Origin of the sequence: Bacillus sp. Marseille-P3661 (assembly GCF_900240995.1) — a bacterium.
Classification (GTDB): Bacteria; Bacillota; Bacilli; order Bacillales; family Bacillaceae_J; genus OESV01.
Map to the genome: position 1 here is coordinate 2,126,935 of NZ_LT965953.1, position 19,804 is coordinate 2,146,738.

18 protein-coding genes and 1 other RNA gene are annotated in these 19,804 nt (G+C 34.1%); 3 read left to right on the forward strand and 16 right to left on the reverse strand.

Annotated elements, in window-relative coordinates; all coding sequences use genetic code 11:
* Nucleotides 1-76: 76 nt before the first annotated feature.
* The gene (locus tag C1724_RS09880; protein WP_102346498.1) at nucleotides 77-538 is read right to left on the reverse strand and encodes a divergent PAP2 family protein; all 462 of its coding nucleotides are present in this window, start codon (nucleotides 536-538) and stop codon (nucleotides 77-79) included.
* A gap of 138 nt (nucleotides 539-676) precedes the next feature.
* On the opposite strand from C1724_RS09880, the gene sspL reads away from it, so the two are divergent.
* Complete coding sequence (gene sspL / locus C1724_RS09885; RefSeq protein ID WP_102346499.1) at nucleotides 677-814, forward strand: small, acid-soluble spore protein L; 138 nt, start codon at nucleotides 677-679, stop codon at nucleotides 812-814.
* A gap of 98 nt (nucleotides 815-912) precedes the next feature.
* Here sspL and ssrS read toward each other — a convergent pair.
* From ssrS to C1724_RS09915, 7 genes are all read right to left on the reverse strand, one after another.
* A non-coding RNA gene (ssrS, locus tag C1724_RS09890) (6S RNA) lies at nucleotides 913-1,100 on the reverse strand.
* A gap of 58 nt (nucleotides 1,101-1,158) precedes the next feature.
* The gene (locus C1724_RS25580; protein ID WP_180994216.1) at nucleotides 1,159-1,302 is read right to left on the reverse strand and encodes a hypothetical protein; all 144 of its coding nucleotides are present in this window, start codon (nucleotides 1,300-1,302) and stop codon (nucleotides 1,159-1,161) included.
* A 76-nt stretch (nucleotides 1,303-1,378) separates the two neighbouring features.
* On the reverse strand, nucleotides 1,379-2,173 hold the full coding sequence (locus C1724_RS09895; protein ID WP_102346500.1) for a hypothetical protein: 795 nt from the start codon (nucleotides 2,171-2,173) through the stop codon (nucleotides 1,379-1,381).
* A 134-nt stretch (nucleotides 2,174-2,307) separates the two neighbouring features.
* A complete protein-coding gene (locus C1724_RS09900; RefSeq protein WP_102346501.1) occupies nucleotides 2,308-4,914 on the reverse strand; it encodes an S-layer homology domain-containing protein in 2,607 nt (868 codons plus the stop codon).
* 562 nt (nucleotides 4,915-5,476) lie between these two features.
* On the reverse strand, nucleotides 5,477-6,316 hold the full coding sequence (locus C1724_RS09905) for a sulfurtransferase (protein WP_102346502.1): 840 nt from the start codon (nucleotides 6,314-6,316) through the stop codon (nucleotides 5,477-5,479).
* A 19-nt stretch (nucleotides 6,317-6,335) separates the two neighbouring features.
* Entirely contained in the window at nucleotides 6,336-6,605 is a 270-nt protein-coding gene (locus C1724_RS09910) for a DUF2533 family protein (RefSeq protein WP_102346503.1), read from the reverse strand.
* A 164-nt stretch (nucleotides 6,606-6,769) separates the two neighbouring features.
* On the reverse strand, nucleotides 6,770-7,549 hold the full coding sequence (locus C1724_RS09915) for a nucleotidyltransferase domain-containing protein (RefSeq protein WP_102346504.1): 780 nt from the start codon (nucleotides 7,547-7,549) through the stop codon (nucleotides 6,770-6,772).
* Nucleotides 7,550-7,649: 100 nt separating this feature from the next.
* Between C1724_RS09915 and C1724_RS09920 the strand changes: the two genes are divergently transcribed.
* Nucleotides 7,650-8,522 (forward strand): NAD(P)-dependent oxidoreductase, encoded by an 873-nt coding sequence (locus C1724_RS09920; RefSeq protein ID WP_102346505.1) that lies wholly within the window; start codon nucleotides 7,650-7,652, stop codon nucleotides 8,520-8,522.
* Between the two features lie 122 nt (nucleotides 8,523-8,644).
* On the opposite strand, the gene C1724_RS09925 is transcribed toward C1724_RS09920, so the two are convergent.
* From C1724_RS09925 to C1724_RS09940, 4 genes are all read right to left on the reverse strand, one after another.
* A complete protein-coding gene (locus C1724_RS09925; RefSeq protein ID WP_102346506.1) occupies nucleotides 8,645-9,382 on the reverse strand; it encodes a CBS domain-containing protein in 738 nt (245 codons plus the stop codon).
* Nucleotides 9,383-9,421: 39 nt separating this feature from the next.
* The gene (locus C1724_RS09930; RefSeq protein WP_102346507.1) at nucleotides 9,422-13,108 is read right to left on the reverse strand and encodes a dynamin family protein; all 3,687 of its coding nucleotides are present in this window, start codon (nucleotides 13,106-13,108) and stop codon (nucleotides 9,422-9,424) included.
* 448 nt (nucleotides 13,109-13,556) lie between these two features.
* Entirely contained in the window at nucleotides 13,557-14,108 is a 552-nt protein-coding gene (locus tag C1724_RS09935; RefSeq protein ID WP_102346508.1) for an isoprenylcysteine carboxyl methyltransferase family protein, read from the reverse strand.
* An 11-nt stretch (nucleotides 14,109-14,119) separates the two neighbouring features.
* Nucleotides 14,120-15,202, reverse strand: coding sequence for a type III polyketide synthase (locus tag C1724_RS09940; protein ID WP_102346509.1), 1,083 nt, complete (start codon nucleotides 15,200-15,202; stop codon nucleotides 14,120-14,122).
* Between the two features lie 397 nt (nucleotides 15,203-15,599).
* On the opposite strand from C1724_RS09940, the gene C1724_RS09945 reads away from it, so the two are divergent.
* Nucleotides 15,600-16,100: a chemotaxis protein CheX gene (locus C1724_RS09945; RefSeq protein WP_102346510.1), complete on the forward strand. Its 501-nt coding sequence runs from the start codon at nucleotides 15,600-15,602 to the stop codon at nucleotides 16,098-16,100.
* A 72-nt stretch (nucleotides 16,101-16,172) separates the two neighbouring features.
* On the opposite strand, the gene ligD (C1724_RS09950) is transcribed toward C1724_RS09945, so the two are convergent.
* The 4 genes from ligD (C1724_RS09950) to C1724_RS09965 form a co-directional block, all read right to left on the reverse strand.
* Entirely contained in the window at nucleotides 16,173-17,087 is a 915-nt protein-coding gene (gene ligD, locus C1724_RS09950; RefSeq protein WP_180994217.1) for a non-homologous end-joining DNA ligase, read from the reverse strand.
* Nucleotides 17,054-18,013, reverse strand: a complete 960-nt coding sequence (gene ligD / locus C1724_RS09955; RefSeq protein ID WP_102346512.1) for a non-homologous end-joining DNA ligase — start codon at nucleotides 18,011-18,013, stop codon at nucleotides 17,054-17,056. The genes ligD (C1724_RS09950) and ligD (C1724_RS09955) overlap by 34 nt, the downstream gene beginning before the upstream one ends.
* 22 nt (nucleotides 18,014-18,035) lie before the next feature.
* Nucleotides 18,036-18,875 carry a non-homologous end joining protein Ku gene (gene ku / locus C1724_RS09960; protein ID WP_102346513.1) on the reverse strand — a complete coding sequence of 280 codons (840 nt, stop codon included), beginning with the start codon at nucleotides 18,873-18,875 and terminating at the stop codon, nucleotides 18,036-18,038.
* 134 nt (nucleotides 18,876-19,009) lie between these two features.
* Nucleotides 19,010-19,597 carry a beta-class carbonic anhydrase gene (locus C1724_RS09965; RefSeq protein WP_102346514.1) on the reverse strand — a complete coding sequence of 196 codons (588 nt, stop codon included), beginning with the start codon at nucleotides 19,595-19,597 and terminating at the stop codon, nucleotides 19,010-19,012.
* Nucleotides 19,598-19,804 lie beyond the last annotated feature (207 nt).

The following is a 19,804-nucleotide window of genomic DNA, read 5'->3' on the forward strand; positions in this document are numbered from 1 at the left end:
GTCTCCTTCTTTCATCTTTTCACATGAAATATCATACCTAAATTTCAACAATATCGCCAGATTATTTTCGTCAAAATTATTTTTTTTGGAGCAAATAGCTTAGTACACCCATTGCAGTCCCTAGCAATGCTCCGCCAACAACTTCTTCTGGCTGATGTCCAAGACTTTCTTTAATTTTTTCTTCCTTTTGTTCATGCCTATTAGCCGCACCATTCAATCCTTCCATACGTTCAATTTCTTCATGTAGGTCATTTACTACCACAGACAATTCGCCTGTTTGCCGGCGAACACCCTGTGCATCATACATTACAATTAGGCCAAATATGGTAGATAACGCAAAATCAATAGTTGGGATACCACGTTTCATTGCAATATATGAAGCCAATGATGCTACACCGGCCGAATGTGAGCTAGGCATTCCTCCTGTTGAGAAAATTAGACTCCAATCCCATTTTCCTGTTCGAATTTTTGTAAGTGGTACCTTTAAAAACTGGGCTAATCCAATAGATGCAAATGCAGTAACAATACCTCTATTCATATCTACCTCCGATTTGGATTTTATCTTATTTTTTAACTAAACAGAGGCATTCATTCATGATCTTGCACTTTCATAAATAAGACAACTTAAGGAAAGCATAAATAAAGACTATATTATTAAATCTGGAGGGAAAATAAAATGACAAATCCAAAAAACAGTAATCGAGGAACTGCTGCACCAGGAGTAAATCCACAAGGCTATTCACAAGATGGAATGACACCTAATCCCAAAAGTCAACTAGAACAAAAAGCTAAAAAGAGCAATACTAAAATATAAACTGATTTACGGTACTGATCCCCATATGCCTAGCACATGGGGACTTATTTATATAAAAAGACCTTGGCTGTACAGCCAAGGTCTGCTTTTTTCTATTAGATAGCCCCACATATGCCGTGCCTCTTCATGTCCTATAAACCCGCTCTCGCAGGTGGGTGTCCGCATTTGATCTTTCATCTTCCTCTAGCACGAATGGCAAGGCATGACGTCCAATCAATTATGTTGAACTCCCTTAAAATTAGCATCGGTTTAAGACATAAATGAGTCACTAACATCGTAGGTTATTTATATTATACCGAAGGATAACCTTGCATGCAAATAGTTTTGGCTGGCAACACTTGAAGTTATTTCTTAATTTGGTGACTTTCAAGTTTATCTAATTCTTGCTCCTCGAATGAAGCAGACTTTGCCTTTTTTGAACGCTCCATCATACGCTTAGCATTATTATTGGCTTGAGCATTACGGTTTGCATTTTTTGAACGTCCCATTTCATTTTACCTCCTATCTAAAAGTTCCTTCTGGAATAGTATGAGAAATTAAATATAAAAAGATTGATGGTATTTATTACATTTGCTTATTATTTAATAATTCAATTGGCATAGTTGTTAAACCCTCAATTCCCTCAAGTAACTCCCTTAGTTTTCCATCCAAGGTTGATAAATTAAGATTAGCCGGCAACGTTTGTTGTAGTAATTTTTCTGAAATAATCCCCTGTACTTGTGCAGATTGTTTACTAAACCATTCTAGGTTCAATTTTTTTAAATTTAATAAAACCGTCTTCCTATCATTTGATGCTTTAATTTCTTTTATTGTTGTATTTATTGTATCAATTTCTTCATTTATAAATTGCAGGATATCACCTTCAGAGGTGAATTTGTTTTTGAAATGTAACAACTTTATGATAATTTGTTTTCTTCCCTCAGACCCTATATTTATAAAGGCTGGATTCTTCTTAGTAAGAATTGTTTCTTCTATCATACTTATACTCGATTCATTTTGTAATAATATGAGTAAATTTTGATTATCCTTTTCATCTCTTTGAGTCGTACCTTGATTCTTTTTTTCTTCGTTACGTTCCTGCTGTATCCTTTTCAATAAATGCTGGTAATAAAATTCACAGTGTATACGATAGTCACTCTTTTCTGGAAGATAACGAATTTGGTCACGAATCCTATGAAGTTCACTAGTTACTTGTTGTTTTTTTCGTTCTAGTGTGTTTAACTCATTTATTAGTTTCTTATATAATTTCTCTTCATCTACATTAATTGAAGACGTCATTTTTATATTTTTTCCCCATTCGAAATTCCGGTTTTTGCCAAGTTTTACTCCCTCTGTTCCTGAGCTATTTAAAAAAGTCAATTTTTTCTCCCCCTCCTGCTATTTAAACTTAGTTTGTTCAGAGAGTAAATTATTTTATACGACAAAACTATTATTTAATGTACAAAAAAACCAACCACATAACGTGATTGGCATAATTAACAATTTAAGCACGATTACTTAACTTGAGCGATTGCTTTATCGATATCTGCTCTGATTGCTGTTAATGTTGTATAGTTTACTTGAGCCTCAGTGTTATTGACTGTTTCTGTTGGGAAGTTGTTGACGAACGCTTCAGCTACGGCAATTTGCTGAACTGCTGAAAGCTTGTTATACGCATCATAGTCTACTGCTTCTAAAGCTGCATCCATTTCAGAAATTGTCGCTTCAATACCTGCATTGTTCACAGCTGAAAGCATGGTGTTGCGTGCTGAAATTTGTGCTGTGATCGCATCTACAACTTCTTCAACTGAGTTGAATTCAGTTTTTGTTTCTACTATAAGCTCAGCTACTTCTAACTTTGCAGTTGTAGATAGGTCAATATAAGCTGTTACCTCTGTTGTGAAGTCTGCCATGCTTACGCCAGCCACTGCTAGTTGATCTAATTCAGCTTTCATTGCTGTTACAGATGTTACGTCGTTGATTTCAACTAAAGCATTTACAGCTGTTACAACATCTTTAACCGCTGCTACTTTTTCAGCTTTTTGGTCATTTGTTAACTCTGAAGTTGTTGTGATGTCAGCTACGATGGCTGCTAATAAGTCTTTTTCAGCTAGATAGTGTGCTTTGTTTGCTTCAACTAAGTTGTTTAATGTTAAAGAGTTGTCTTGTAATAACTCGAATAATTGATCTGCAGTCGTTGCTGCGTTCGCTAATGCCGTATTGATTTCGGCTAATGCATTCGTTGGGTTGTTCACAAATGCGATCACGCCTTCAACATCTGCTTGTGTTTCGATTGTAGCGCCGACAAGCTCTGTTAAATAATCTTCTAATGACTCTTCAACTACAGTGTCCATATCAAATGCATCTTGCGTTGTTTTAGATACATCCGCTAGCTTTTGGAAGGCTGCTTTCACATCTGCAGTTGATGCATCTTCGTTTAATGCCGCGATTGCGTCTACTGCGTCTGCAATGGCTGCAGTATGAACATCTTTAAAAATCTCGATGATTTCAGTGATTTCATTTTTATCAGCCGCAGTTGTTACAGCTGCTAAGGCATGACGGTATTCTTTTAAAAGCGTATCGTTGATGATGTCCGTGTCGAAATCTTCGTTAAGATCTGCGTATGCTTGTAAAGCATTCATTAATTTCGCATTTGTGTTCGCAGCTGTAATGTTAATTAATGCTGCATGTAATTCTAATGTTTCAATGCGGTCCGCTTTGGCTGTTTCTTTCTTTTCTTCGTCATCTGCTTTGATAAAGTCTTCTACAAGCTCGATTGCGTCTTCCACATCTTCAGCATCTAAACCAGCTACTGCTGCTGTGATGGCTGCATCCACTTCAGTTTCATTCACTGTGTCGATCATGTTTTGAAGAAGTTCATATGTTGCTTCTACTTCACCATCTAATGCAGGTAGTGCTGCTTGATATTCAACGATCCAATCCGCATTCACACGATCAAAGTTATGAAGAGCTGCTAATAATTCTAATTGGTTCGTGCCTGCATCTTTAACCGCTTTAACTGCATCTTCTTTATCACTTAAAGATACGATATCTTGGTTTACATCGTTAATGATAGCTTGGATTTTCGCCACTGAATTCTTCTCATCTTCATCTGCAGCGTTTAATGCTTCTTGATATTTCACAATGTTATCAGATTTTACGTTGTTGAAGTATGAAGAAGATAACGCTTCGTATAATTCTACTTGATTAGATGCTTCGTTTACTTCTTTAACTGCTGCAACGGCTGCCGTATCAAATTCAACGCCGCCGACTACCCACATACCGTTAGCCACTTCGTCTAATTCTTTTTCAAATGTGAATGAAATTTCAGTATCACCGATTTCAAGGTTCACTGGCTTCACCGCAACTTCGTTACCATTTGGATCTAAAACTGTAATCGTTACATCTTCGCGTGCTTCTTCCACTTTAGGGAATACTACATCTACACCCTTTGTTGTAACGGCTGTAACTGCATCCACTTGTTTCACAAGTGCTGCAAAGTTTACGCCTTGTGCTACCATTGTTTTGTGTAAGAATGCTGCTGTATCTTGACGAGTTAACGTTGCCATTGGCGCAAATAATGTTTTCGCTTCGTTTACACCTGAAACAATGTTTGCATCAACAAGTGCTGCAATCGCATTTTTAGCCCATTCTGCACCTTGCATGTCTGTAAACTTTAAGCTTTCGCCATTACCGTACTCATAACCGAATGCTTTAACTAATAATGATGCCATTTCTGCACGGTTAATCACGCGATCTGGTTCGAAACCTAATTTTGTACCGTTCATTTTGCCTGCTTCCGCTAATGCCGCGATCGCCTTGTAATATTTATGTGAAGTTGGAACATCCGCAAATCCTGGATTTTCAACATTTTCCATATCTAAATTTAAAGCTCTAGCGAAGTATAAGGCAACTTCTCCACGCGTAACTTCACCATCTGCACGTACTGTTGCATCGGCATCAATAACACCGTAGTTTACTAGATCTTGTAATGAATCTTTCATCCAATCTGGCGTGTTTGTCCAAGCTGCTCCTGCTGCTGGTGCGACTGCTGATACGACAACTGCTGCTCCTGCTGCTGCTGTTACAAACTTGTTGATTTTCTTAGATTGGTTAGTCATATATAAAATTCCTCCTAGTATGGTTGGATTTTTTTTTTCTTCAATTTGAATAAATGAAATTAGTTATATTTGATAAAATCGATNTGCTCCTGCTGCTGCTGTTACAAACTTGTTGATTTTCTTAGATTGGTTAGTCATATATAAAATTCCTCCTAGTATGGTTGGATTTATTTTTTCTTCAATTTGAATAAATGAAATTAGTTATATTTGACAAAATCGATCTATTTAGTATGTTTTAACTTACTATATTACTATAACATTCTATCAATCAATCATTCAATAGTAACTCATTACCAATTAATTTACAGTTGATAAAATGATACGGTGTAGATCAAAAAAATGGCCATAAAAAAAACTTTGAAATAAAGCTGTTTTTCAAAAGCTCGACTTCAAAGTTGATGTGACTGTCTTACAAATACTATTAAAACATCTTACGGAGGTGTTCTCAATACCAATTTTCTTCCAATCGGCATCGGTATGCTATTCTAAAATATTTTACCCGCTATATATCTATTTATTAATATAAAAAACTATTATCTACTTTTAGTAGAGTTATAAATATTTAACTTTTTACACCAAGCTCGATTGGGTTATCTTCATAGCTAATCCAATCACTCCAGCTACCAATATATAGTTTGGTATTATTATAGCCTAATTCGTCTAAAGCTAGGATATTCGGACAAGCAGATACACCTGAGCCGCAATAAACAATTATTGATGCATTTATAGATAGCTGATTAAAATGGTTCTTTAATTCATCAAGTGTTTTCCATACGTAATTTTCATTCAAACAATCTCTCCAGAAATATTGTAAAGCTCCAGGTATATGGCCTGCTTTATGATCAATAGGTTCTTCAATTCCTTCAAATCTTTTTAATTCTCTGGAGTCTATTAAGCAAGAGATTTCAGTTCGGACATTTTCTTTCACCTCTGACATATCAGCTAAAAAATGACTGTTAATAACTGGAGAAAATTCCTTGCGTTGAAATTGCTGAAAATCATTTGTAGTTGGATACCCTTCTGATTTCCATTTAAAATAACCACCATCAAGAACAAATACTTGTGTGTGGCCCAAATATTTAAGTAACCACCAAAGCCTAGAAGCTATCATGCTTGCTTGATCATCATATGCAACGACAATCGTGTCATTATCAATTCCTGCTGCTGACAGCTTATCAACCAGTGTATCTATATCCGGTAATGGATGACGTCCTCCAACAGCTTTTACTTTACTTGATAAATCTTTTTCCAAATCAAAATAAAGTGCTCCCGGAATATGCTCTTCTATATAAAGTGCTAAGCCCTCCGTTGGCTTATCCAAATGAAACCGACAATCTATAATCCGAATTGAGGGATTTTCTAAATTTTCATGTAACCATTCAACACTTACAATATTTTTCATATTCCCACACTCCATCTAATTATTTTTTCAATTTTTGTACGTATTCTTGTACCATTTCGTCTGATACCTGTTGTCGTACTGGCAATGATGTAACAATTCCTTTTTTGCTCAATTCATTCATTTCCTTTGTAATCTCATTAATTTCTTTTATAGAAAAAGGTTGATTATTCATGCATTGTTGAACAGCTTTTTCAATATATCTTTCACGTTTAGCATCTAACTCCGTAAATGTTTTTACTATATAATGCTGTTTCTCTGAATGACTGCTAATTGCTTTATGTACACTCACGTCTATCTCTCCCTTAGCAAATTATTATTAAGTATTTAATTAATGCCTAAACCATATCACTTAAAAAGAATTTCTCATAGATATGATTTTCCCATTACAGCTCCAAGTTTTCAACAAAAATTTGAAAGAAACGTTTAGTATAATGACAATAATTCGAAAATGGATTATAAAATATTCAGCTCTTTCCAAAATAACTTATTTAATATGGAAGTATTTTGAATACCTTCATCAAGATATTGTAACTTCACAGATAAGTCGTCAATTGCTTTTATGATTGTCTCATCATTGTTATGAAACATTATCTCTTTTTTTTGCTCTTGTAAGGACCTTAGTAAAGACACCAACTGTTGACTAACAGCTGATTCAAGATTACTATTATATAGCAACTGTTCTATACTTAATGGAGGTAATTCCTTTCTTTCAACAATCCATTTAACCATCAATAACGCTCTATTTATTTGAATAACCATTTTTGGCGTTTTTACTTCTTTTTTTATATTGCTTTTCGCAAGGCTTAAATAATGAAAACCTAACTTTTTTAATGAGTAGTGAGTTTTAGCTAAACTTCTAAGTTCTTCAATACAACCGCTATTTTCATCATAAATAATCGACGAAAACAACCATTCATATAAACTTGGATTAGATTTTTGATAAAGTTGTAATGCTTTTAATAGGTCCCAGCCGTGGAACTCAATCATTGGCAGCTTTTTTTCAATTACGCTAATAGGATTCGTTAAACTACAATAAGCACGAACTGGATGCTTGAAAATAAAACGAATATCATAGTCACTATTCTGAGAAGAATAACCCCATACTCTACTTCCAGCCTCGACTACATAAATAATTTTGCAAGCATAATCCTTCTCAAACTGCGTTAACTCTCTTGCAATAGACTTAAACATCTTATCACCTTCTCCCTTAATTTCTTTTTTACTATATGCCACTATTCAATAAACATCCTATATCAAAGCAGGAAATAGCTGTTTTATCAAGAAAATTATAGTAGACTAGAACTTAATAGAAACAACAGGAGGATATTTATAAATGAGAATTGGTTTTATTGGATTAGGAAATATGGGACTGCCAATGGCAAAAAATTTAGTGAAAGCTGGCTTTGAGGTATATGGAAAGAATCGCAGTAAGGGAAAGGAAGAGTTATTTGAGCAAGCAGGTGGCAAGATTGGTATGTCTGTAGCTACGATGGCAAAAGAGCTTGATGTCATTTTAACTTGTCTCCCACTACCTATAGATGTTGAAAACATTTATTTTGGTGAAGATGGACTGCTAAATAATGGACGACAAGGACTAATCATCGTCGACCATAGCACCGTCGCTCCTGGATTAAATAAAAAAATTGCAGCTGCCGCTTCAGAAAAGGGTATTCAATATTTGGATGCTCCCATTAGTGGCGGTAATTTCGGTGCTGAAGATGGCACGTTAACCATAATGGTTGGCGGTAACGATGAAGTATATAAAAAGGTACTGCCATTATTTGAGGTAATGGGTCAAAATATATACCATATCGGTGAAATTGGCAGTGGTTCCGTAGTAAAATTAATTAATAATTTAATGGTTGCTTTTCATACTCAAGCAGTAAGTGAAGCTGTTTCACTAGGTAAAAACATGGGTATAGACTTAGATCTGCTTTACTCCATTTTAAATAATAGTTATGCACAGAGTCGTATTTTTGAGCGCCACTATAACAATTTCATCGCAAAAAATCAATTTGATGCAGGTTTTGCGATCAAACTATTACATAAAGATATGAGGTTAGCTGAACAGATGGCTACAGAAGCAAATATGAATTTAACCATTGGTTCAAAGTTAACAGAAATTCTCCAAGAAGCGATCGAAAATGATCTTGGCGAAAAAGATATGTCTGCCCTATATGCGCATTTCAATACTAAACAGGTCTAAATAAGCGATGCTCCCTAAACAATCGTGTGAAAGACATACTGCAATTAGTTTGTAGTCGGACATGTCACGCAACTTATACTCTGTATACAAAAAAACTTGGCAGAAGCCAAGTTTTTTTTGATCTATATTTTCATAAACGGTAATTGTGCAATATCAAACGGTGTGACAATCCCTAATAACCTTTCATTCGGATACCCATTTTCAGTTATAAGAACCGCATCAAGCCTTATGGCAAATTGATCATAATGCTGATGAAACTTTTCTCTAACATCATAAATCGTTTGGTCTTGGCTCATAAAAACATAATTACGCCGATTCTTTTCAAAAGATAATACTTCATTCAAAGTTGTATCGAATTTTAAGGAAACCTGATCATCATTAATATGATTCGCAAACCATTTAGCTATGCCACGGTCTGTTATCAAACCGACAAAATGATTATTTTCATATATTGGAAACTGTGAGTATCCACTATGCTTAATTGTTAATAGCACTGACTTTAATGAGTCATCTTTTTGATAGGTTTGCACCTTTCTTGAAAAATATGGTATTAACGTTTTAGGTTTAGTCAGTTCACCAGCTAATTTTTCTATTTTGTCAACAACAGATAAATGTGGTTCAGCTATTACATATTCAGGATAATCAGCGTGGTGGATAATCGCATTTCTCAGTTCGGATAATTCCTTCAAATCGTTCTGATATGTCATTATCAGTCCATTTTTCTTTTTCCCCATATCCACTAATCGATAAAAAGGAAGATGGCCCCTACCTTGAACTAGCTTTTCAAGCTCTCTAGTAACCGTATTAAAAGCACTTAAAAAACGTTCAGAATTACTAAGGTGGTTGTTTTTTTCTTCCATAAGACTTGTTCCCCTTAATTACTTATAAAAAATATTCTTCTATAATACAGACTGTATTTCCTTCTTCACGTTTTCCAAATGGTTAATATCTATTTTCTCGGACAACGCAGCTAGATAGCCTTCATAATACTCGTTTACCTCTGCCAATACATCCTGAAGCAATTGTTCAACAACTAGATTGAATTCCTCTAAATAGGAAGTCTTAATAAGTGTCAATTGCTCTTGTAAATACAGATCTACTTGCGGCTCAAATATTGGTTGAAGTTCTTGTTTTAGCTTAGCCTTTCCACCTTGTTCGAAAAAAGACTTTGATCCTTTGAATATTGTTAAAGCTGATCTAAAAAGATCTTTATTAATTGTTTGTAACGCATTCTCAAATGTAAGTGTTTTGAATGATTTGCTTTCAAACGATAATAGTTGAATATGATTATTTACATGCTGGATATTCTTCTCTAATGTAAGGTGAATCTCTTTTAACATTTTATTCATATACTTCTCAATTCTTAAAGAGGTTGCACGCATTTCCTGTGCTAAATCAAATCCTAATGCTTGAATTAGTTCGTCAAAACATGCTTGAATAGCCTTTTTCATGTCACGACCATCTTCCCTTAACGAAGATGGATTAAACGCTTCATTATAAAAATCATTATATCTGAAGAACACTCGTTGTTTCACATAAAAGATCAGTTCTTCAACTTCTTGCTTAATTGAACGTTCTTCTACCTGATTGTCCTTTGAGTTTATAACATTGACAATTTGTTTTTGTGTTAGTTCTGCTTCTTCACGTTTCTTCTTTTTGACTTCATCACTTTCTTTTGCATTATGAATAATGTCCTCTAATGCAATAACTGTTCTTCTTAGATCTTCATGTGCGGATTGAATAGATAGTTGTGCTAAATCATTCATAATGAAGGAATGAAAGGCACGTTCAAACTCAGGCATACCTGAATTTTGATCATTAGATTTTATTTTCTCATCTAATGCAAGCTTACTAGATAATGGATAAATCCTTGGAATTCGAATACCATATTTTTGAAGCTCCTCACCAACATAATTCGTAACAACGAGAAGCTCTTCCTCTGATTTCGCTAAATCTGCTGCATTCACGATAAAGAACATTTTATCCATTTCAAAAGTTTCTTTTACACGACCTAGCTGAATTAAAAATTCACGGTCAGCTTTTGAGAAGGCGTGATTATAATACGTGACAAATAAAATCGCATCAGCATTTTTAATATATTCAAACGCTACACCAGTATGTCTTGCATTGATCGAATCAGCCCCCGGTGTATCCACTAAGGTAATTCCTTGTTTTGTTAGTGGGCAATCATAATATAATTCGATCCATTCAACAAAGCATGACTTTTCTTCTTTTGCCACATAATCCTGGAATTCAACTAAATCCACTGTTAACACTTGACCTAAATGTTGAGCGATTGGCTCATATCCTAATTGAACTGCCTTTAAAAATGCATAGTGTGGTTTCTCTTTCGCTTCATTGCTGTCGTAATTTAACGAACGTATCCTTTGGAGCGCATCTTCCATTGAAACACAAGTTTGATCAAACACAGCAAATGATTGTCTCACATCATTATAGAGCTGTTCTTCTGTTTTAACCTTAACCAATACTGTTCCATGCGGTCGATTCTCAGTTGTCGGTAAAATTTTATTAATCGTTGCTGTTGTAGGATTCGGTGAAACAGGTAACAGCTTTTCTCCAATTAACGCATTAGCAAAAGAAGATTTCCCTGCACTAAAAGCACCAAATAAAGCGACTGTAAAGGAGTTATTTTCAATACGATTTGCTTTTGCATTCATATCTTTGATAAGTGTTTGCATTCCTTTTACACCAGATAATAATCCAGTTGCCAGCTTTAATTTATTGACAGTTTCACTCATTTGCTCTTTTACATTAAAGGCCAGATTTTGAATATTTCCTTCATCTATTTCTATAAGTTTAGATAACGCTCTATCTTCTTGAGTTTCAGTTTTCACTTGAATCTCTCTATTAACTTCCATCTGTTTAATTTCAAAAGCTGGTTCAATAGCTTGATATTGCTTTAGCCATTCATTAACCTTTTGTAGGACAACAGTTGACAGCTCTTCAGTTAATAATCCTACTAACTTAGTTTCCGTTTCATTCTTCTGTTCTTTCAATTGTCGTAAGCCTTCAACCGCATGTTTATAGGCCTGGTATTCAGAAAGCTCCTTTTTCACATTATCCAGCTCTTGGTTAATATTATTATCTAATATAGATGCCCCTTGATTGAGTTTTTGAACAGCGATTTTTCGATAAAGCCCTTTTATCTCAGCAGCAACATCTTTTGTATAATTTAATATATATTCTCCTGTTAGACCTGCACCTTTTTTTACAAGGTCTTCTAATAAGCTTGGAGTAAATTCTACTGTAACATCTTCATAGACACTTTTAATCAATGACTCGTCTTCTATCCCATTTACTTTTAAATATTTCACTATAAAATCCTTTAAATGCCAATCTAATTGGGATTGTACTTGTTGTTTAAGACTTTCATAAAATGCCTGTAATCTTGCTTTTCGTTCTTCCTCTGTTTTTTTCTTCGAAAACAAAATACCCACTTTAAAATCAGATTGCTTTGACTCAATGTATGCATGCGCTAGTTCCCTAGTGGCTGCAGGCATCAAATAAGCATTGTCTAATATTTTAGAGAGCTCTGTATTGAATTTATCAAAGAAGATAGCTTTTTTAGATATTAGTGAACTATGTCTTTCTTCAAGACTTATAACTTTGTCAATTACTATTTTCCGGTCTGTTTCAGGTAAATGTTCTAGTTCTTTCTCCAGTTCTAATCGTTGAGTTTCATTTTGTTTCTCAAGAAATGCTAAATGATCGTCAATAAGTGGTTTTGTTGCTATCAGCACACTTTTTAATAAAAGTTGCTCTTTATCCAACATTTGCTGAGTTAAAAATTGCTCAAGTTTTTCATATTCATTATGAGGATTTCCAAGGTCTTTAAGCGTTGTAAAAAAGATTCCATCAACCTTTACACCCCACCCGTTAAAAGCTGAAATAACACTATCTCTATATGCTTGAAAACTTAATTCGTCTTCATTATGTTTGTCGATCATATTAACGACTAAATAGACAGGCTTTTCGCGATCCTTTAGCGTCTTAGTAAACGTAAAGTTCTCTTCAGATTGGACGTGATTATAATCCATTACATATAGGATGATATCTGCTAAATGTAATGCAGATTCAGTTGAAATACGGTGAGCCTCATCAGTTGAATCAATACCTGGCGTATCCATTATCGCTACATCTTCTGGTAGAGATACATCTTCATCACTAATCTCAATCGCCTCAACCGAATTTCCGTCTTTAGCGAAATTTTTTACTACTTCATAATCATATGGTGCGGGAAATTCAACCGGTTGCCCTTGTTTGTAAAATACTCTTGCATAATTCCGACCCTTTTTAATCTTTACGAGATTTGCACTGGTTGGAATTGGACTTGAAGGTAATACCTCTTTTCCCATTAGTTTGTTCATCATAGTGGATTTTCCAGCTGAAAAATGACCACAAAAGCCAACCATAAATTCTTTTTGACTAGTCTTATCTATTAATTGTTTCAACTTATTTGCATTATCAACATCTCCACTTGATTCGAAATGTAAGTATAATGCTGTTAAGCGGTTTGTTACTTCTAATTCATTTAAAATAAGTTCTTTTTCCAATAATTGTACCATTGTAAACGGTCCCCTACCCCTTCTAATTTGCATAGCGATTACGCTTAATTTCCATTTAATTTCATTATGAAATTCGACAATTTAATGAATCTTTTAATTATGCTTTTTATTGTATAGTATTTATGACTTATTGTGAACAAATAAAAAAACCAGGTAATAATATTTACCTGGTTGACGCGTAAGAAGAATGTTTAATTGTAGTAAAAGAGTCTTTCTTTACCAAAGGATAACGTTTTTTTGTAGATTTTAAATTTACCTTGTTTAAAATGTAAAACATAAGTATTCCGTACACAACAATTGTAAGTATAACAAGCCCAAATTCCATTACTATTCACCATCCATTATAGTTTTCAACACACCGATAGTGATAATTATTATCATTTATAATACCTCTATCATATCATGAATGATTTTTATTATCAATTATAATTTGGAATCGATTACAATATTATTTAGATGGTGTAAACCGGGAACGATGGAAAAATACAGATTTATAGTTTGTTTCCTCCATTAATGCCTGTTCCTCCATCGGGATTCTTATACTTAAAACAATTAAGTTTAATACAGAAAAAATCAGCGCTGTCCAAAAAGCATTAAAAATTAGTGGTACTACTAATAATTCAATAACAACAACTAGATAGTTTGGATGCCTTATGTATTTATAAGGGCCCTTGGAAATAATGTTAACATTTGGTAAGATTATAATTTTTGTATTCCAAAAGCGACCAAGTGATTGTAAACTCCATGCTCGTAGCAATTGTGCTACTACAAAAAATGAGAAAAAAACTCCCCATAATGGCGAGAAACTCTTGCCAAAATAACTCACTTCAAAAAGAAGTGAAATAAAAAATAAAATATGTACAGATACAATATATTTATAATGCTCCTGCCCGACCTCAATTGCACCTTTGGACTTCATCCATTTTTCATTTCGTTTTGCAATTCCTAATTCAACTAGTCTTTGGAGAATTAATAATGTAATCAGAATTAAAAAAAACATAACAGTTCCCTCTATTCCCAATGTAGTAATAATAACTCAGAGCTAAATCCTGGTCCTAGCGCAGTTAAAAGACCATATTCATTTTGTTTATTTCGTTTTTCCATAAACTGCATCAATACATAAAAGATGGTTGCCGAAGACATGTTGCCATAATGTTCTAATACATATTCGGAAAGTTCAGTTAATTTTACGGGAAATCCCAATGCTTCACGATAAGCCACTAACACCTTTTTACCACCTGGGTGTGCAACAAATTGGGTGATATCAGAGATAGATAAGTTACACTGTGTAAGAAATTCCTCCACATTAGACCTTAACCATGTACGGATTATACAAGGTATATCTTTTGAAAAGATGACAAAAAATCCATCATTTTTAATCTCCCACCCCATTACATCTTCAGAGTTTGGCATCAAAGTGGACTGCGTAGCTACTATTTTTGGAAGACATTCAAGCTTTTTTTCATAGTTTGCTTCGTCACCACATATTAGAGTACAGGCAACCCCATCTGCAAAGATAGATGTTCCAACTAAGTTACTTTTAGAGTGATCATTTCTTTGAAAAGTTAAACTGCAAAGCTCAACACTTAAAACAAGCACTTTGGATTTTGGAAACGCCTTGCAATACTCGTAGGCTCTTGAAATACCTGCCGCTCCACCTGCACAACCCAGCCCCCAAATAGGTATTCGTTTACAATGCATATTAAATGGCAGTTTATTCATAATTTTCGCTTCTATACTTGGTGTAGAGATTCCACTGGATGAAATAAAAAAAATGGCATCTATTTCCTCGTAAGGTATAGGTTTTGATAGGAAATTGAGATTGGTTAAGCAATTAGTTATTGCATTAATGCCAAATTCTATTGCTTTTTCGATGTACATATTATTTTTTTCCTCAAAACTATGGGATCTACCGAACCATTCTAGAGGTACTGAAAAATAGCGTTCTTTAATTTGCCCGTTATCAAAAACTTTTAACAATCGCTCGATATCATCAAAAGATTCTTTAAAAAGCTCTCGAGCAAATTGAACAGTAGTTTCTTGTGCTAACCGATATGGCGGAGTACATACTCCAATTGAAACGATCATCGACATAAGCTACCTCTACTTTTCCTATATTTACTAGTATAGATTTTCCAAAAGTATTAAAATTTACTCGCTTAAAAGCTTTGTTTTTTTAAAAACCCTATCTTATATGAAGGTGATAATACCTATTACGTTTATCCTATACCATCACTGTAGTTTTCTTAACACTAAAAAAAACCTCTCTATGTACATAGAGAGGGTAAAGCGGCATCCTAATGGTTACCGACGTTTTAAAGGTTTGTTGTGCATTTCTATTATAACCTAATGATAGGGAATGTACATTGTTAATTATTAACTGTTGAGTTAATGAATTAATATGAAAACTTATCAAAGTGAATCTTTTTAACTACTTTTTATGATATCATGTATTTATTATTTAGAATAATAGACTCTAATTTAAATTAGCATGGAAATTAATCTTATAAATAATAGTAATATTGTTGAGGTGGTTAAACTGGCATTAGCTGAAAAAGTCACTCATGTGATTAATGGTACAATAGAATCGGTAAAAAGTGTTATTCCTGTTCCCGTTACGATTGGAGCTCCTAGCATGATGATTCAGCCGTTTGAACAAAATTCAATTGGTGTTTTGATAGGTATGGTTGGCCATATAAAAGGGAATGTACTCATTGAAAGTGATGAACTAACCTTTGGATCCCTCGGAGAAATTATGTTCGGAATGTTACTCGAAGGTGAAATGCTCAAGTCCTTTACAGGAGAGCTTGGAAATATGTTAGCTGGCAACCTTTGTACTTTTATAGCACAAAAAGGAGTCGAAGTTGATATTACTCCACCAACTGTAATCGTCGGACAATCGGAACTGTATGGGGTTGATCAAGCTTATCGTGTACCCGTAACAATTGAAGGAAAAGGAGAGCTACAAATAACCTTAATTGTAGAGAAATAATCACTGTTTCGTTAATTAATACAACTAAGGACTTGCACAGCTTTCTGTGTAAGTCCAATAGATGGCCATGAACTATTTGGCAGTAAGTAATAGCTCGATAACCTTAGCGAAAGGTTGCTGTTCTTTAGCTTTAAAAAAGTCAGAAAATGGACATCCTCGTTCCAAACGGGATTTTGTCGTCTCTATTGGAAATTGTTCAGGATGTAATTCTCTTGTCACTTCCTTCCACTCTAATGGAGTTGCTACAAGCGCCTCTTCGTTTCCACGCAAAGAATATGGAGCAATTATCGTTTTACCTTCGGCATGCTGAATATAATCAACATATAGTTTTTTTCCTCTATTTACTTTAAGCCTTTCCGTTGTAAACCATTGAGGTTCTTTTGCAATTAAATATTGTGCCATAAATTCAGTGAATCCCCTTGTTTGCTCGTAGTTAAAGGTATCATCTGGAAGGGGAATATAAACCTGTAGACCTTTATTACCCGATGTCTTCACAAAAGATATTAGATTTAACTTGTCAAAAGATTCCTTAAGTAGCAGCGCTGCTTCAATTGCTAAATGAAAATCTTTCCTTGATGGAGGATCTAAATCAAATACTATTTCTGTAGGTTTAGTTGTACCTACAGTTGAAAACGGAATATGAAATTCAATTGCTGACTGGTTACCTAACCATAATAAAGTAGCCTTATCTTGGCAAATAATATATTTTATTCCATCTTCCATCTTGGTTTTGATAAATGTTGGCGCATATTCAGGGCAATTTTTTTGATAGAATTTTTCATCATGGATTCCATTAGGAAATCTGATTGTTGTTAGCTTGCGATTTTTTAAAAATGGGAGCATATAGGAAGAGACATTCATCAAGTAATTTAAATAATCAATTTTCCTTATATTTTTTGTTTTCCACAAAACTTTTGTAACATGTGTGAGCTGAACATTCGTTTGTCCAACTGTTATCTCATGGACTGTTTCAACGCTTCTTCCCATGTGCACTCCTCCCATTTCTTATCAAGTCTAAATTTTGAAAAGCGAGGTTGTCTTAATTCACCGTTATACCAATCAAGAAATTGCAAATCAACACAGATACTTGGATTTATATATATATACTGCTTATCTTCTTTAATTGCATTATTTCTAACGATTTCGAATAATGCTTGTCTTTCATCAGAGCTTAAACCATGTGAAAATAATCCTACAAACTGGACTGCATCTCCCTTAATCAAACCTACATTAAAATACCCATTTTTCTTGTCAACTGAGAGAATAATAAACGTTGCAACTTTCCAGTTTTTTATTTTAAGCCAATTTGTTGTCCGGACGCCCTCCTGCCAATTGCTGTTTTGTCTTTTAGCGATTACACCTTCACCATTTTCTTCAGAGATATTTCTCCATAAATTATCAATATCATTAGTTGAAGTAACATAATACAACCTTGTGTTTGTTAATTTGTATAAGTCGTCCAACTCATTGAATAACTGTGCTAATTTCTGCTTTCGGAGAAGATACGATTCACTTACAATCTCTTTTCCATTAAGCACGAGCAAATCAAATCCACAATAACTAGCAGGAAATTGTTCAGCTAACTGCTTAATTTTTGTACTATTCTTTGTTCGACCTCTTAATTGTATTTTTTCAAAGTTCGCTCGATAAATTGAATCTAAAATAACCAATTCACCATCTAAGACAATAGGCAAGTATTTACTAAATACCGGAATATATTTCTCAATAATAGCTATAACATCAGGAAATGAATCTGAAAGATTATTTAAATTTCTACTTATAAGACTGATTCCGCTTTGTTCTATATATAACAAACAACGAAATCCATCGTATTTCACTTCATATACCCAATCCAACCCTTTAGGTGTTTGCTCTACAAGAGTAGGAACCATTGGTTTATAGCGCTTAATCATATTACCGCCTCATTAATGTTTGTTAAACTGTTTTCTTTTTTCTAACATTTAAAGTTTTCTTTTGCTTAGTTATCTTTGTTTCACTATTTTGTAATGGTTTGGTTTGATCAATACTCGCCTGTAAAGCTGCCATTAAGTCAACAACATTTGTTTTAGGAGCTTCTTTTGGAACAGTAAATTCTTCACCTGTAACCTTTGATTCAATTAACTCCATTAATGCCGTTCGGTAGTCATTTGAGTATTTTTCAGGTTCAAAAGAAGTTGTTAGCTGTTCAATTAGTTGTGTAGCCATTGTAAGCTCTTTTTCATCTAACTGAATCTCACTGTCAAGTCCTGGCACTTGATCGATACTTCTCACTTCTTCAGGGAAGTAGATCGTTTCAAGCAATAACCCTTTATCAAATACCCTTACAATTGCTAAACTTTCCTTAGACCTAATTGTTATTTTAGCTAAGCCAATCTTCCCCGTATCTTTCATAGCTTGTTTCAATAATAAATATGATTTATTCCCATTTTCCTGCGGTCCTAAAAAATAGGACTTGTCAAAGTATATAGGGTCAATTTCATCCAGCTTTACAAAATCGATTATTTCAATTTTGCGGTTGCTCTCCGGCGCAATTTCTTTTAATTCTTCATTGTTGATTACAACAAATTTTCCTGGCTCATATTCATAGCCTTTAATAATTTCATCATTTTGAACTTCCCGCTCACAAACTGGACAAACCTTTTGATATTTAATCGGACTATTACATTCTTTGTGAATGGAACGAAAGCTAATATCTTTATTTTCAGTTGCGGCAAATAAATTGATGGGTATATTTACCAAGCCAAAACTAATAGCACCTTTCCATATTGTATGCATACTTCTATACCTCCACGTATTAGATTACCTTTAATTAGTATGTATCAATCTAAAGCTAAGCATGATTTTTCTGGCAGTGTAAATTATGGATAATAGGAATTTAATACTATTACACACAAAAAAACACTCTACTTTTAAATAGAGTGTTTTTCTTGTTCAATCATCACATATCCATCGACAACAACATCTAGTTTTCCATTCGAAGGATCAATAATTAATCCATGAACTGCAACGTTTTTTGGAAAAAGAGGATGATTTCTTATTCTACTAACAGATTGCTCCACACTTTCTGAAACATCAGAAAATCCTTGTAACCACGAATCAATATCTATACCAGCATGTCTTAGCACATCAATCTTATCCTTTGTAACACCCGCAGCTACTGCCTGATCTAAAATTGGCTCCGCCGATAAGCCTGTCATGCCACAATCACGATGTCCAACTACAAACACTTCATTGGCATTTAATGAATAGATGGCAACCAATATACTTCTCATAATACTTCCAAAAGGATGCGATAGTATGGCACCAGCATTTTGGATGACCTTTGCGTCACCGTGACCAAAGTCCATCGCTTTAGGAAGTAATTCTACTAAACGGGTATCCATACATGTTAAAATTACCATTTTCTTATTTGGGTATTTGGTTGTTTGATATTTTTCGTACTCCTTGTTACCAATAAATTGATCATTATGTTTTAAAATATCATACAGTCTTGCCAATTTATGTACCTCCTTTTGAATTCAAAAAATTAGATAAATTTCGAATCGTTATTTATTATTATCATTTTTTTCAGCAAGGTTGTCCATATATATTCACCTAATTTTAGAATACAGGAAATTTCTCCTAGATCTATGAATATTAAAAGGTGTTTGTCTAGTGGTTTTCACAAACTGTTCACAAAATTAGTACCGTAAAATATATGATAA